The sequence below is a fragment of the Orenia sp. genome, from assembly GCF_055140805.1.
Window position 1 is genome coordinate 1 of record NZ_JBSQYM010000114.1, and the last position, 13,757, is coordinate 13,757.

At 31.0% G+C, this 13,757-nt stretch carries 16 protein-coding genes; 15 read left to right on the forward strand and 1 reads right to left on the reverse strand.

Annotated features, from left to right (window positions below; translation table 11 throughout):
• Positions 1–225 precede the first annotated feature (225 nt).
• From ACTCDL_RS11260 to ACTCDL_RS11295, 8 genes are all read left to right on the forward strand, one after another.
• Positions 226–1,992 (forward strand): M3 family oligoendopeptidase, encoded by a 1,767-nt coding sequence (locus tag ACTCDL_RS11260; protein WP_463176597.1) that lies wholly within the window; start codon positions 226–228, stop codon positions 1,990–1,992.
• A 106-nt stretch (positions 1,993–2,098) separates the two neighbouring features.
• A complete protein-coding gene (locus tag ACTCDL_RS11265; protein WP_463176598.1) occupies positions 2,099–3,052 on the forward strand; it encodes a DMT family transporter in 954 nt (317 codons plus the stop codon).
• A 16-nt stretch (positions 3,053–3,068) separates the two neighbouring features.
• Complete coding sequence (locus tag ACTCDL_RS11270; RefSeq protein ID WP_463176600.1) at positions 3,069–3,839, forward strand: nucleotidyltransferase domain-containing protein; 771 nt, start codon at positions 3,069–3,071, stop codon at positions 3,837–3,839.
• A 302-nt stretch (positions 3,840–4,141) separates the two neighbouring features.
• Positions 4,142–5,110, forward strand: coding sequence for a polysaccharide deacetylase family protein (locus ACTCDL_RS11275; RefSeq protein WP_463176601.1), 969 nt, complete (start codon positions 4,142–4,144; stop codon positions 5,108–5,110).
• 347 nt (positions 5,111–5,457) lie between these two features.
• Complete coding sequence (locus ACTCDL_RS11280) at positions 5,458–5,832, forward strand: hypothetical protein (protein ID WP_463176602.1); 375 nt, start codon at positions 5,458–5,460, stop codon at positions 5,830–5,832.
• Between the two features lie 369 nt (positions 5,833–6,201).
• Positions 6,202–6,387: an aspartyl-phosphate phosphatase Spo0E family protein gene (locus ACTCDL_RS11285; protein WP_463176603.1), complete on the forward strand. Its 186-nt coding sequence runs from the start codon at positions 6,202–6,204 to the stop codon at positions 6,385–6,387.
• A gap of 413 nt (positions 6,388–6,800) precedes the next feature.
• Positions 6,801–7,076, forward strand: a complete 276-nt coding sequence (locus ACTCDL_RS11290; RefSeq protein WP_463176604.1) for a DUF1540 domain-containing protein — start codon at positions 6,801–6,803, stop codon at positions 7,074–7,076.
• A gap of 136 nt (positions 7,077–7,212) precedes the next feature.
• The gene (locus tag ACTCDL_RS11295; protein ID WP_463176605.1) at positions 7,213–7,509 is read left to right on the forward strand and encodes a hypothetical protein; all 297 of its coding nucleotides are present in this window, start codon (positions 7,213–7,215) and stop codon (positions 7,507–7,509) included.
• Positions 7,510–7,548: 39 nt separating this feature from the next.
• Here ACTCDL_RS11295 and ACTCDL_RS11300 read toward each other — a convergent pair whose 3' ends face one another.
• On the reverse strand, positions 7,549–8,328 hold the full coding sequence (locus ACTCDL_RS11300) for a M15 family metallopeptidase (protein ID WP_463176607.1): 780 nt from the start codon (positions 8,326–8,328) through the stop codon (positions 7,549–7,551).
• Positions 8,329–8,632: 304 nt separating this feature from the next.
• Between ACTCDL_RS11300 and ACTCDL_RS11305 the strand changes: the two genes are divergently transcribed.
• The 7 genes from ACTCDL_RS11305 (at position 8,633) to ACTCDL_RS11335 (ending at position 13,556) form a co-directional block, all read left to right on the forward strand.
• Complete coding sequence (locus ACTCDL_RS11305; RefSeq protein WP_463176608.1) at positions 8,633–8,830, forward strand: DUF1858 domain-containing protein; 198 nt, start codon at positions 8,633–8,635, stop codon at positions 8,828–8,830.
• A gap of 89 nt (positions 8,831–8,919) precedes the next feature.
• Positions 8,920–9,594 (forward strand): Crp/Fnr family transcriptional regulator, encoded by a 675-nt coding sequence (locus ACTCDL_RS11310; RefSeq protein WP_463176609.1) that lies wholly within the window; start codon positions 8,920–8,922, stop codon positions 9,592–9,594.
• A gap of 331 nt (positions 9,595–9,925) precedes the next feature.
• Positions 9,926–10,747, forward strand: a complete 822-nt coding sequence (locus ACTCDL_RS11315; RefSeq protein ID WP_463176610.1) for a sigma-70 family RNA polymerase sigma factor — start codon at positions 9,926–9,928, stop codon at positions 10,745–10,747.
• A 414-nt stretch (positions 10,748–11,161) separates the two neighbouring features.
• A complete protein-coding gene (locus ACTCDL_RS11320) occupies positions 11,162–11,725 on the forward strand; it encodes a chromate transporter (RefSeq protein WP_463176612.1) in 564 nt (187 codons plus the stop codon).
• On the forward strand, positions 11,709–12,233 hold the full coding sequence (locus tag ACTCDL_RS11325; RefSeq protein ID WP_463176613.1) for a chromate transporter: 525 nt from the start codon (positions 11,709–11,711) through the stop codon (positions 12,231–12,233). The genes ACTCDL_RS11320 and ACTCDL_RS11325 overlap by 17 nt, the downstream gene beginning before the upstream one ends.
• Before the next feature lie 127 nt (positions 12,234–12,360).
• A complete protein-coding gene (locus tag ACTCDL_RS11330; protein WP_463176614.1) occupies positions 12,361–12,843 on the forward strand; it encodes a protease complex subunit PrcB family protein in 483 nt (160 codons plus the stop codon).
• A gap of 311 nt (positions 12,844–13,154) precedes the next feature.
• The gene (locus tag ACTCDL_RS11335; protein WP_463176615.1) at positions 13,155–13,556 is read left to right on the forward strand and encodes a cytidine deaminase; all 402 of its coding nucleotides are present in this window, start codon (positions 13,155–13,157) and stop codon (positions 13,554–13,556) included.
• Positions 13,557–13,757: the final 201 nt, after the last annotated feature.

A 13,757-nucleotide genomic window follows, 5' to 3' on the forward strand; every position in this document is an offset into this window, starting at 1 on the left:
GACAGTTTTGAGTGTCAGTGTGAGTGGGTGTGTCAGTAAGTTCTTATATGTTTTGCTCACACTCACACTAATCACTCACACTCGACACGAAAGTGTCGCATTATCTCTATATTGTTTCATTCTAAAGTTGGATGACTATATTATTGATTACAACTTTTTCTTGACAAGAAATTATTTTTTATATACTATGCTAGTAATATATAATAGAGGTAAGGAGTTGGTGAAATGAACTTAAGGTGGAGTTTAAAGGAGCTATATTCTAGTTTTGATTCTAGAAAGTTTAAGGATGATATTAAAAATTTAGACCATAAGCTTAGTCAAATCACTAAGCTAAGTGAAGAAGGATTAGATAATATAGCTAATCCTGCACAGCAGGTAGAAGAATATATAGTTTTATTAAAGGAGATTTATACTTTATTTGAACTACTATTTAACTTTTCGCAGTTAAATTTGAGTGTAGATGCTAAAAATCAGCAGGCATTAAAAGTAATAGAGAGCCTAGAAGAGAAGGAGGTAGTCTTAACTAAGCCTTCTGTTAAGTTCCAAAAATATATTGCTAATTTAGATAATTTAGAGGAAGTTATAGCCTCATCTGAACTACTAACTGAACATAAATTCTTCTTACTAGAGTTGTCTGAGAAGAGTAAGTATTTATTGAGTGAACAAGAAGAGATGTTGATTGCTAAGATGAGTGGTACTGCCTCTAAGGCTTGGGAGAAGTTATATGATCTATTAACCTCTACTTTACTAGTCAAGATAGAGCTAGATGGTGTAGAGAAGCAATTGCCTTTACCAGTTATCAGAAATATGGCCTATGAGGATGATCAAAATCTGAGAAGGAAGGCTTATCAAGCAGAGTTAACAGCCTATGAACAGATAGATGACTCGATAGCAGCTGCTTTAAATGGGATTAAAGGGGAGGTGCTGACTATCACTGAACAGAGAGGTTATCAAAGCTCTTTAGAAAAGACCTTGTTTGATTCCAGAATGGAAGCTGAAACCCTAGAAGTGATGCTTAAAGCAATGAAAGAGTACCTACCATTATTCCATAACTATTATAGAAAGAAAGCTAAGCTATTAGGATATCAAGCAGGTTTGCCTTTTTATGACCTTTTTGCACCAATAGGTAAGGCAAAGATGAGATTTACATATGATGAAGCTAGGAAGTTTATAGTTGATAACTTCAGAAGTTTTAATGATGATTTAGCTGATTATGCCGATAATGCTTTTGCTAAACAGTGGATAGATGCTGAACCAAGAGATGGGAAGAGAGGAGGAGCTTTTTGTAGTAATATCCATCCAATAGGTGAGAGTAGAATCTTAGCAAACTTTACAGGTAGCTTAAGTGATGTGTTGACCTTAGCCCATGAGTTGGGTCATGGATACCATGGGAGTTGCTTAGTTAATGAGAGTATAATTAATAGCGATTATCCAATGCCTTTAGCTGAGACTGCATCAATTTTTTGTGAGACTATTGTTCAACAGGCAACTTTAGAGAAGGCATCTCAAGAGGAAAGGTTGACTATTTTAGAGAGTTCAATCTCTGATGCGGGGCAGGTGGTTGTTGATATTTATAGCCGTTATCTATTTGAAAGTGAAGTCTTTGCCAGAAGAAAAGACTCTTCTTTAGCAGTAGATGAGCTTAAAGTGATAATGATAGATGCTCAACAGAAGGCCTATGGTCGAGGTTTGGACCATGATTATCTACATCCTTATATGTGGTTATGTAAGCCTCATTATTACTCAGCAGAATTAAATTATTATAATTTTCCATATGCCTTTGGTCTACTTTTTGCTAAAGGTATTTATGCCCAATATCTAGATAGGGGTGAAGACTTTATTGAGGAATATAACTCTTTACTAGCAGTTAGTGGAAAAGAGAGTGTAGTAAATGTCGCCAAAACTATTGGAATAGATGTTAATTCTATAGATTTTTGGAGAGCTTCTTTAGATATCATTAAGCAGGATATTGAAGAGTTTCTCAAGTTTTAATGATAAGTGTGAGTATCTGGGTGAAAATTTAGTGAAATTTAAAATCTTTACTCACACCCACACTTGATACTCACACTTAACTATATAGTAAAGGATTGAATAATAAATGAGAGAAAGAGATATTTTCACCAATAAATATGTAGTACCATTATTAGCAATTTTGTCTTGCCTATTGTGGGGAACTGCCTTTCCATCTTTAAAGATAAGTTATCAGGCTCTAGAGATAGGTAAAAATGATTATTTTTTAAAGATGCTTTTTGCATCTTATCGTTTCTTTATAGCATCATTATTATTGTTAAGTTATCAAGGCTTAAGTAAAGGTAAGGGGAGTTTTAGGTTAAAAGCTATTGATTTTAAGCCTTTATTACTTTTAGGATTATTACAGACTACTTTGCAGTACTTCTTTTTTTATAATGGTTTGGCCAATACCAGTGGAGCTAAAGCTTCAATTTTGGGTACAACAGGGACCTTTTTAACGGTTATTTTAGCCCACTTCATCTATAAGGATGATAAATTGAGTTTTCAAAAGGGGATAGGTTTATTGGTAGGTCTATTAGGAGTGATAGTTGTTAATTTAAAGAAAGGGAGCTTTGATTTCTCCTTTACTCTCTTAGGAGAGGGCTTTCTAATCTCATCAGCAGTTGTAGCTACTATAGCAAGTATTATGGCTAAGAGTCTAACTAATAGAATTGATCCGATGTTGGTGACAGCTTATCAGATGTTATTAGGTTCAGTTACCTTATTTTTAATCTCAATAACTAAAGTAAAAGCATTGGGTTTGAATTTTACTATTTCCAGTTTATTATTATTAATCTATTTAGCCATGATTTCAGCAGTAGGCTTTGCTTTATGGTATACTTTAATCAAATATAATCCGCTTGGTTATATTACTATTTATAAGTTTGTAATTCCAGTTAGTGGGGTGTTTTTCTCTAGTCTACTATTAGCAGAGGAGAGCTTAAATCTTAATATGTTATTCTCTTTACTCTTAGTATCTATTGGTATAATAATTATTAATTATCGTAAAAAAAAAGCAGTTATCAACAAACTCGAAAATTAATAGAGGACTGATTTAAATGAGAGAAAAGATTTTGAAAGAATTAAATAGGATTGAAAGAGAAGAGAAGGTAAAGATCTTATATGCTGTGGAGTCAGGGAGTCGTGCTTGGGGATTTGCTTCCAAGGATAGTGATTATGATGTCAGATTTATCTATATTCATCCTATTAAGTGGTATCTCTCAGTTGATCAAAGGCGAGATGTTATAGAGTTTCCTATCACCGATAAATTAGATATCAGCGGTTGGGATATTCGCAAAACTTTAGAGCTATTTAGAAAATCAAATCCATCTTTGCTGGAGTGGCTATCTTCTCCGATAATTTATCTTCATAAATCCTCTGTGGTAGAGAGTTTAAGAGAGTTAAGCACAGACTATTTCTCTGTTAAGTCAACTATCTATCATTATTTAAATATGGCTAAGGAAAATTATCATAAGTATTTAGTAGATAATCAGATTGAGATCAAAAAGTATTTTTATGTCTTAAGATCACTTCTGGCTTGCCAATGGATAGAGAAGAATCAGAGTATTGCTCCTATGGAATTTGAAAAGCTATTAGCAGCAGAACTTGCTAAGCAGAGTCTAAATGATGAGATTGAAAATTTATTATTCAGAAAGAGGTCTGGGGAAAAATTAGCTATAGAGGGTAGAGTAGATATTATTAATGACTTTATTGAAGAGAGACTTAAGTATTATCAGGAGTATGTAAAGGGGATTAAAGACATAAGTCCAATAGATTATGACAGACTAAATAAATTATTTAGAACTACTTTAGAGGAGGTATGGAGATAGTTCATATAGCTGAATCAAGGCTAATAGTAATATTTAAAAAAAGTAAATTCATCTTATTTTCAGTGTCTGTTCTGATATCAAGATTTTAATCGGTATCAGAGCGGATATTTTTTTATTATATATGTGTAGCTTTAGAGGTTTAACTTAGAACTAATCTCTTTAAATTTTATGGTTTAGCAGGATTTAATAAAAGAATATAGAATTTTTTATTATAAAAGTAATTTTTGAAGAAATTATCATTTACTTTACTTGATTAGCAGATATGGATTAGAGATTATTAAGAATATAAGGAGGAAGGGAAGATGAAGAAGTATATTAAGATTACTTTATTGATAGTTATCTCTTTATTATTTATATTAAGCTATAGAGTTTATGGTGATGCAAATATTTTAGTCTTTCATCGTTTTGGTGACCCTAGATACCCTTCAACCAATATCAGTCAGCAGAGATTAAGAAAGATATTTAATTACTTTGAAGATAATAACTATCAGGTCTTGAGCTTAGAAGAATTGGTTAATAAGATTGAAGAGGGCAACTCTATTGGAGATAAGACTGTGGCCTTGACTATAGATGATGGTTATGAGAGTTTTTATAAAAATGGTTTGGAGATATTTAAGGAGTATGATTATCCTTTCACTATCTTTATTAATAGTAAAGCTATTAGTCATAATTATGGTGATTTTTTAACTTGGGCACAGTTAAGAAAGATAAGTAGATATGGGAGTATTGGAGGCCATAGCTATGGGCATAAGCATTTGACAAAACTTTCTTTAGAAGAGTTAAAAAGTGAAATTCAAAAGAATTTAGATGATATTTATGACAACTTAGGGATTAAGGTGGATTTCTTCTCATACCCTTATGGTGAGTATGATACTAAAGTTAAGGAAGTAGTTAAGAGTTTTGGTTTTAAAGCTATCTTTAATCAGAATTTAGGTGCTGTTTCAGAGCAAAGCAACTTATTTGATTTAGATAGGATTGCAATTGGAGAAGATTCAAATTTGGAGTTAAATCTATCCTATAAGTATTTAAAGGCTAAATGGCTAGACCAGCAAGAAGCAGTAAAGAATAATAAATTGATAAAAGTAGAAGTCCAAACTAACCCTAATATAGAAAAAGCTCAACTATATTTTTCTGGTTATGGTTGGAGGAGGGTTGAATTGGAGAAAGGTAGGCTCTGTTTAGATTTAGATTTGCCTTTGAGATATTCTAGGAATAGAATCTTCTTAAAGACTTATGATAACAGAATCAGCTCTCAAATTATTGTTAAGTAGTTATATAAAAACAGTATGCCTGATGTCAGGCATACTGTTTTTATATAAAGGGGAAATATTTGAGTAAAGTAAAGTTTGACTATGACATTATAGAGAGATAATGGGACACTTTTGTGTCAGCAATCGGGAATCTGGAATCAGTCTGTTTTACTGATTCCTAAAAGCACCTATAAAGGTTAATTTTTAACTATAGTATTAAATGTTTTAGTTTGTACTACTATTTACCCTCCAACTTTTATATTATATATAGAGTTATCATCTTAATGTACATATTTTGATTGAAATTAGGTAAAAATATATAGATAAATAATTTTAAACTCAAACACTAATAAAGGAGGGGTTTATAGGTGCAAATCAATCAATACTCAAAGGAGCAACAGGAGTATATGTTGGCTGTAGGTTATAAAAAGGTAATTGATGGTATATACCATCAATATATTGATGAGTTAAGAGAAGAATATGGAGAAGAAGATACCTTAGAGCAAGAGCTTGATTTGATAGATGAATTGGATTATTGGCAGGTAGAGAGTAGATTAATGCAGGCAGAGAATAATCTAATTAAGTGGGGGAGAAGGATATTATCTAAATGGGAGATCTTCACAGATAAAATGATTGATAGAACTTTTAATTTTGAAATTTATGATAAAAGCAGTATCTTCAATATGTTGATGGAATTAAATGAAGAAGAGATTTCTCAGCTAGCCCAATTATATAAAAATTAAGTTTTCTATACTACATATTAAATTATCTTCTCCAGATAATTGTTGAAGCTTAATATCAATTAACTATAATCTTATCTCTTATAATAATATAGATAAACAACTTTAGAATGGAACAATAGAAAGATAGTGCGACACTAATTATAATGGTAAATTTACTAGCCACAGGTTTCAACCTGTGGTGATAATGACATGTTACACTACGGGTTAAAACCCGTAGCTAAAACTTAAAGTGTCGCACTAACCCCTATTAAGTTTTACTTTATATTTGGATACCTATATCTTATTAAAACTATTGCTTCGTTGATTATTTTGATAAAAAATTTTGATTTTATAATAATTAAGTTATAATTATATATAAGAGGTGGGGGGATGATTAAGATGGATATTACTAAGATAATCAGAGATAAGATTGAACACTTAAGAGAAGAATTGATAGTTAGTAGGTTAAAGTATGATAGTTATCATCCTAGAGTAGTACAATTAAGTTTAGAGCTTGATACCCTGATCAATATTTATGGCAAGTTCTATAATACAGGGTTATACTTTTATTCTTGATAGAGCCCCTTTTAAATCAAGGCTCTTCAACGAGTTTTGTAAAAATACTATATTTAAATAATTTAAAATATTTTTGCAACGAATCTCTCGAATTAACTCGAATTTAGGTCAAGAACTTTTAAATCTTTAATTTAGTCTTTCAATCTCTAATTCGTGCAATTCACGTTAATTCGTTGCCACTAATTTTAATTTTTAAACTTAAATTTTTATATTTTTCTTGTAACTTAGATTTCTTTAATCACAAAGTTCATTGTTGAACCTAAATCCATTATATTTTTAGTATTTTTGATAGAAATCGATAGATTTTTGTATCAATTTTACTTTGATTAATTTAAATTAATCAAAGTAATTACTTTTTAGAGGAATATTAAATGATTTTTGTAAAATACTAAGAATAAAAAGGAGGGGATTTAATGTCACAAAAATCACATGTACATTGTACCGTTAATAATTGCCAATGGTGGGAAGGACCAAATTTATGTGTAGCAGAGAAGATATTAGTTGTTAGTGATGAATTTGCTAAGAAACTTCCTAATGAGGTTGATGTAGAAGAGACCAATCAAATTGTTAATGACTTAGGGTCATCACCAGTTGATGAGTGTTATCAAAGCTGTTGTAAGACTTTTGTTCCCCAAGATAAGTATCAATCAGGGATGGGTGGAAGCAAATATAATAAGGTTAGAGTTTAAACTGACAATTAATTGTCAGTTTTTTTCTTTAATGAAGAAGTTTTTTAGTAAAAATATTCTAACTCTATGCAAGAAATAATTTATTTAAACATAGATATAATACAGTTAGGAAATAACGATCAAGAGGAGGGATCTAATGAGTGACGATAAGTTAAAGAGACTAGCAGAGCTTACTGGTCTTGACCCTGAAATAATTAAGGAGCTAGGCGCAGACAACTTAAGTGAGGATAATATGGAGTTAGTAAAGAATATCTCTGATATGTATATGAATAACCAGCAAGAGTTTTCCAATTTTTTAGCAGAGAGTGGAGTTGCTGATGTTTTAAAAAATATAAGTCAGGATAATGATATCAAGAATAAGGATAATCTAGCAGAGCTTAAAAATAACTTACAGGAGTTACTTAATAATCAGGATATTGATTTAGACCTTTAATAGAATTAAACAAGAGGCTTTTAAAAGCCTCTTGTTTAATCAACCATATAGATAATCCTCTAAAGTGGACCCATTATAAGCAATTCTTTTAGCATGTTTGACTCCAACATAACGCAGATGCCATGGTTCATATTGATACCCAGTAGTATCTTCTTTACCCTTTGGATATCTGATAATAAAGCCATATTCAGGTGCCATCTGGGACAACCATCTTCCTTCTGTAGTCTCTCCAAACTCTTCAACCAAATCATAGTTGACCCTTGGGCTGGAAACATCCATAGCTAATCCTGTTTGATGCTCACTATGGCCAGCTTTGGCACTATATTGATTAGCCTCTTCTATTCCTTTGAGGCGTGCATTATAGTTAAATATTTCCTCCTGCCGATTAAAAGAACGGTATCCTGATACCCCAACAAGGTCAATCTTTTCCTCTTTAGCCTTAATAAAGAGTCTTTCTAGAGCTTTAGCAGCTACTGCTCTCATTTGCTTTTTGGGATGATATCCTTCAAAGGCAAAGGGGATATTAGGAATTACTAAGTCATCTGGAACAAATTCAGAAGGTAACCCTTGTTCTTTGTTTACTAGGATCAATTTATTTAAAGGATTATTTATAGGATTTTTCTCTTGGTCATCATTAATCTCTTTATCAGTTTGTTTTATAGGAGTATCTTTATCTTTTTGTTTAGAATTATTATTAATTTTTTCATTAGTCTTATCTTTAGACAAATCATTTATTGAATTAAAGTTAATACTATAATTAGGTGAAGAAGTACTGACTAATAGCAATAATATTATTAAAAAAAATCTCTTCTTTTTCATAAAAAATCCCTCCTTAGACGAAATGTTAGTGGAAGCAAGGATTATTGTATTAATTTGTGGTAGTTAATGCAATCCTTGATTATTGTAAAAGGATCTATTTTATTATCGATTTTCCTGTTTTATACAGTCGGCTTTCAATTACCTACTATATTTTATTAACTGAGATTGATTCTTGCTACAAGATTAATAATTTCAATTTATGTGAGTTATATCATATAATCTTTAAACAAAAGGTATTATAATATCAATATAATCTTTTACAGAAACTAAAATAAATTTTAAAATAAACTAGGAGGTTTTAATTATGGAGATTAAAAAAACAGATATTATTTCAGAGGTGTTAAAAAAGCACCCAGAGACTGCCGAAGTATTCATGAGTTTTGGGATGCATTGCTTAGGGTGCCCAACAGCTACTGGAGAAGCCATTGAGCAGGCAGTAATGGTACATGGAATTGATCTTGAAAAGATGATGAAAGCTTTAAATGAAAAGATCAATAATTAAATATTGGTGATTAAAAAAGCCCTGTTAACAGGGCTTTTTTCTTGCAATTAAAGAAATATATCTTATAATAATTAATAAGGAGGGGTTGGATGGAAAAAGATATTTTGAAGGAACACCCTTATTTTTCTGGATTAGATGGTGAAAAATTAGTTGAGATAAGTAAGTTAGTTATTACTAAAAGCTATAAGAAAGGTGAGATTATCTTTTTTGAAGGTGACTTAGGAGAGTCATTATATCTAGTTAATTCAGGAAAGGTAAAGTTGATTAAGATGGTAGAAAGTGGTGAAGAACAGATCATTAATATAGTTAAGACTGGTGATATCTTTGCTGAAGTAGTCTTGTTTGATGATGGGAATTATCCTGCTACTGCAATAACTATGGAGGATACAGAGGTAGGAATAATTAATGGAAGAGATATCGAGAAGTTGATGTATAGAATTCCTGAGATTGCTTTAAAGATACTAAAGGTAATGAGTAAGAGACTAAGAAGAGCACAGCAAAGGATAAGAAACTTGGGTTTAAAGGATACTACTAGTCGTACAGCAAGTGCACTAGTTTATTTGGCCCAAGAGCATGGGATTGGTGATGAGACTAAGGTAGAGATAAATCTATCTTTGACCCAACAGGAACTGGCTAGCTTAATTGGGACTTCAAGGGAGACGGTATCGCGAACTTTGAATAAATTTAAAGATGATGCTTTGGTTTCAGTCTCTAGACAGAAGATAGTAATTAAGAATTTGGCTGGATTGAAGGAGATTATTTAGTAGATAGAGAGTAAATATGTTTATAATTATCTAACTTCATAGTGGAATTTAAGGGAATAGTGCGACACTTTAAGTTTTAGCTACGGGTTTTAACCCGTAGTGTAACATATCACCATCACCACAGGTTGAAACCTGTGGCTAGTAAATTTATCATTATAAAAATGAAAAATAGTTTTTTATAATAAAATTTATTATTGTCATACTTTCGTAAAGATTATTATTTATAATATAAATGTAAGATAAAGGGACTATCTTGCAAAAGTTATTGTTTTTAGACTGATAACTTATTTATAATAGATAATAATTGAGTTTAATAAGGGAGTGGATGATAATGAATTTAACTAATATATATTTTCAAGAGAGTGAACATAAACTATTAGATTGGGAGGATGAGCAGAAATTAGGTTTATTAATCTCTCAAGGGGATAAAGAGGCTAAAGAAAAATTGATTAGTTATAATCTCAGATTAGTAATAAGTATTGCTAAAAGATATACAGGTCAGGGCTTAGATTTATTAGATTTGATTCAAGAAGGAAATATTGGACTAATTAAAGCAGTAGAGAAGTTTGATTATAGTAAAGGCTATAGGTTTAGTACTTATGCTACTTGGTGGATAGAGCAGAAGGTCAGACGTGCTATCAAGCGCCATGGAAGAACTATTAGACTTTCATTTCAGATTCAAAATGAGATTAACAGATTAAAGAGAGCTCAAGATTATATGCGAGCTAACTTACAAAGAGATGCTACTCCAGAAGAGTTATCTGAAGAGTTGGATTTACCAGTAGAGAAGGTCTATGACTTAATAGAGTTAAAGCAGGATGTCTCTTCTTTAGATAATAAGATAGGTGAAGAGCAGGAGGATGACTTTTTTAATTTAATTCCTAGTGAGTTTAATTTGGTAGATAAGGTATTAAAAGAAGATTTAAAAGAGGTTATTAAAAACTTATTGAAGTTTTTAAGTAAGCGTGAAGAGTTGATTGTTAAGTTAAGGTTTGGTTTAGAGGATGGTCGCGAGAGAACCTTTCAAGAGATAGCAGGTAGATTGAATCTCTCTAGAGAGAGGATTAGGCAGTTACTCAATCAAGCTTTGGAGAAATTAAAATCTCTAAATTATAATAGAGATGTAGATAATTATTTAGTAATGGTTAACTGAGCATTGGTAAATAATTAGGGTATAAGATAGTTTATTTGTTAATCGTTTATAAATTCTGGATGAGCATATTGAAAGAAATAGAGAATTATAATATAATTAAATATGGATTAGCTAGAAATATAAAAAAGCAGGCTTGCAAGTCTGCTTTTTTATATGGTAGTTAATAATTATCTTGAACTTTATAGTTAATAGATATATCATAAAAAGTAAAGAATAACTTTATAATCTTTAATAATATGTTTAGAGATAACCAATATAGATATAGATGTCCAATTCCAAAGTGAATTTAAGAATGATTATAAGCTTGAAACTATATCTTTATGATTTACTCAAACTTAAACTTGGTAAAAAATACATTATCATCTTTATCTGATAAGTTATTAATAGTGTTAGGTGGTTTTGAAGGGAGTTTGTATGAAAAAGATAAAATTAAGAGAATTATTTACTACCTTTATGAGAATTGGTGGATTTACCTTTGGTGGAGGGTATGCGATGATACCATTGATTGAGAAAGAGTTAGTTGAAGAGAAGAAGTTGCTAACTGAAGAAGAATTTATCGATATTATTGCAGTAGTTCAAGGTATACCAGGAGTAGTAGCGATTAATTCTTCTTTATTTATTGGCTATAAGTTAAGAGGAATATTGGGGGCATTGATCTCTGCTTTGGGTATTAGTTTACCCTCGGTACTAATTATCTTATCCATAGCCCAGCTTCTACTTAATTTACAAGAAAATCAATGGGTAGAAGCTCTGTTTAAGGGGGTTAGGTCTGCTGTTGTGGTCTTAATTTTTTGGGCAGGCTATAAGATGAGTAAGAAGGCTATTATTAATTATACTAGTCTTATTTATACATTTGCCATGATATTAGGGATTTTAGTCTTTAAATTTCATCCCATATTATTAATTGGATTAGCTGGAGTAGTCGGAATTATGACTTCAATTAACGAAACTAAGGAGTATAATGATGATATTGATTGAATTATTTTTAACATTTTTTAAGATAGGGTTATTTACTTTTGGTGGAGGATATGCGATGTTACCTCTAATTCAGGAAGAGATGGTTAACCATGGTTGGCTTACTATAGATCAATTTGTTGATATTGTTGCTGTTTCTCAGATGACTCCTGGAGCTGTTGCTATCAATAATGCTACCTTTGTCGGTTATAAGGTAGCTGGAATTGGTGGTACAATTATGAGTACCTTTGGTCTGATTGCGCCTTCATTGATAATTATTGCTATTGTATCTAAATTACTAAATAAGTTCAAGGACCATCCGTTAGTAGAGGGGGCGTGGCAAGGGATTAGACCTGCAGTAGTGGGACTGATTATGGTAGCAGTTATCTCTATAGGTAAAGAGGTTATTACAGGAATTAATGGTATTATTATTGGAATAATAGCATTATTCTTATTAGCTAAGGTCAAGTTACATCCTATTGGGGTAATTATGATTTCAGGTATGTTAGGGCTTATTTTTGCTTTGTTCTAATAATTATTAGATTGATTAATTAATGTCACAATTTCATCAAATTTGTCTGTTATAATAGAATTATAGTATCTTTATTAATCAATCTATAAAATCAATTTTTAAAATTGGAGATAGAAGGAGTATTAATATGAAGATAAGATTCATTTTGTTATTATTAGTTATATTGGTTATTACTGGATGCAACCAAGATATACTGCAAGGGGGAGAATTGCTTTATAAAAACCCTGAAAAGCTAGAAGGAAGTTGGCAGCAGAATAAATATCCAGAAGATGCTCAATTTATCCTTATTACAAAGGATAATCTATTTAACTTACAAGCAGAGTTGCGAGGGATTAAAGGGTTAAGTTTTAAAAATCAACTAGGTATATATGTTAGCTTAGGTGAGCAGGCAACTGGTGGGTATGGAATCAAGGTTAAACAGATTAGAAAGCAAGATGATAAATTGGTTGTTGTAGTAAAAGCTGTAGCCCCAGCGGATACAGCTATAGTTACACAGGTTATAACTCACCCTTATGATATCGTTAAAGTACCTTTGACAGAGGTTGATGGTATTAAAAAAGTTATTTTTGTATCAGAAGAAGGTAAGAAACTTATAGAGAAACAATTATAAATGTCAACAATAAATAAAGGGATAATAGCAATATTGCTATTATCCCTTTATTTATTAAAAGTTTAAATAAAAAAATTAATAGATATATTACGACTTCCAGATTACTGATAACCGATTTCTTATATTTCATTATTAGTTATTAATCTGAAAAATTGTGGAAGGTCCTTAATTTAAGAAGATATTAATATTTTCTGAAAATATCCTTTTAGAAGGTAGTTTACTTTGATATAATAATAATATAATAATTATAATTATTATTTTTTTGGAAAAGTTGTTAGACGTCTAACTTAATTAATAAGGAGGAGTTATTGATGACAGAAGATAAGATTAAAAAGCTAGTAAAAGTTGCGAGTGAAGCAAGAGAGAAAGCTTATGTCCCTTATTCTAACTTTAAAGTAGGAGCAGCTTTATTGACTAAAGATGGAGAAATTTATACTGGATGCAATGTGGAGAACTCTTCTTATGGTTTGAGTAACTGTGCTGAAAGAACAGCAATCTTTAAGGCTATATCTGAAGGTGAGATGGAATTTGAAGCTATTGCAATTGTTGCTGATACTAAAAGAGCCTGTCCTCCTTGCGGAGCTTGTCGGCAGGTAATTGTAGAATTTGGAAAGGATATTGAGGTAATTATGAGTAATTTGGATGGGGATATAATAGTTAAAAAGGCTGATGACTTACTATGGGGGTCATTCTCTAATCAAGATTTAGATTAAATTTAAATATATATAGTTGTTTATAAAACCGGAGGATATCTTCCGGTTTTTAATTTAAAAGCAAGGAATAATCAATTGAAAAGTTAATATTGTTTTGAGAATGATTATTATAATTATGCTTATTTATATAAGGTTTTAAATTGATTTAACAGATTTTGAAGGTTGTACATATATATAAATAACTGATATAAAGATTATTGA

Coding starts and splice junctions, on each gene's coding strand:
- ACTCDL_RS11260 (WP_463176597.1), top strand. CDS start 226: ATGAACTTAAGGTGGAGTTTAAAGGAGCTATATTCTAGTTTTGATTCT.
- ACTCDL_RS11265 (WP_463176598.1), top strand. CDS start 2,099: ATGAGAGAAAGAGATATTTTCACCAATAAATATGTAGTACCATTATTA.
- ACTCDL_RS11270 (WP_463176600.1), top strand. CDS start 3,069: ATGAGAGAAAAGATTTTGAAAGAATTAAATAGGATTGAAAGAGAAGAG.
- ACTCDL_RS11275 (WP_463176601.1), top strand. CDS start 4,142: ATGAAGAAGTATATTAAGATTACTTTATTGATAGTTATCTCTTTATTA.
- ACTCDL_RS11285 (WP_463176603.1), top strand. CDS start 6,202: ATGATTAAGATGGATATTACTAAGATAATCAGAGATAAGATTGAACAC.
- ACTCDL_RS11290 (WP_463176604.1), top strand. CDS start 6,801: ATGTCACAAAAATCACATGTACATTGTACCGTTAATAATTGCCAATGG.
- ACTCDL_RS11295 (WP_463176605.1), top strand. CDS start 7,213: ATGAGTGACGATAAGTTAAAGAGACTAGCAGAGCTTACTGGTCTTGAC.
- ACTCDL_RS11300 (WP_463176607.1), bottom strand. CDS start 8,328: ATGAAAAAGAAGAGATTTTTTTTAATAATATTATTGCTATTAGTCAGT.
- ACTCDL_RS11305 (WP_463176608.1), top strand. CDS start 8,633: ATGGAGATTAAAAAAACAGATATTATTTCAGAGGTGTTAAAAAAGCAC.
- ACTCDL_RS11310 (WP_463176609.1), top strand. CDS start 8,920: ATGGAAAAAGATATTTTGAAGGAACACCCTTATTTTTCTGGATTAGAT.
- ACTCDL_RS11315 (WP_463176610.1), top strand. CDS start 9,926: ATGAATTTAACTAATATATATTTTCAAGAGAGTGAACATAAACTATTA.
- ACTCDL_RS11320 (WP_463176612.1), top strand. CDS start 11,162: ATGAAAAAGATAAAATTAAGAGAATTATTTACTACCTTTATGAGAATT.
- ACTCDL_RS11325 (WP_463176613.1), top strand. CDS start 11,709: ATGATGATATTGATTGAATTATTTTTAACATTTTTTAAGATAGGGTTA.
- ACTCDL_RS11330 (WP_463176614.1), top strand. CDS start 12,361: ATGAAGATAAGATTCATTTTGTTATTATTAGTTATATTGGTTATTACT.
- ACTCDL_RS11335 (WP_463176615.1), top strand. CDS start 13,155: ATGACAGAAGATAAGATTAAAAAGCTAGTAAAAGTTGCGAGTGAAGCA.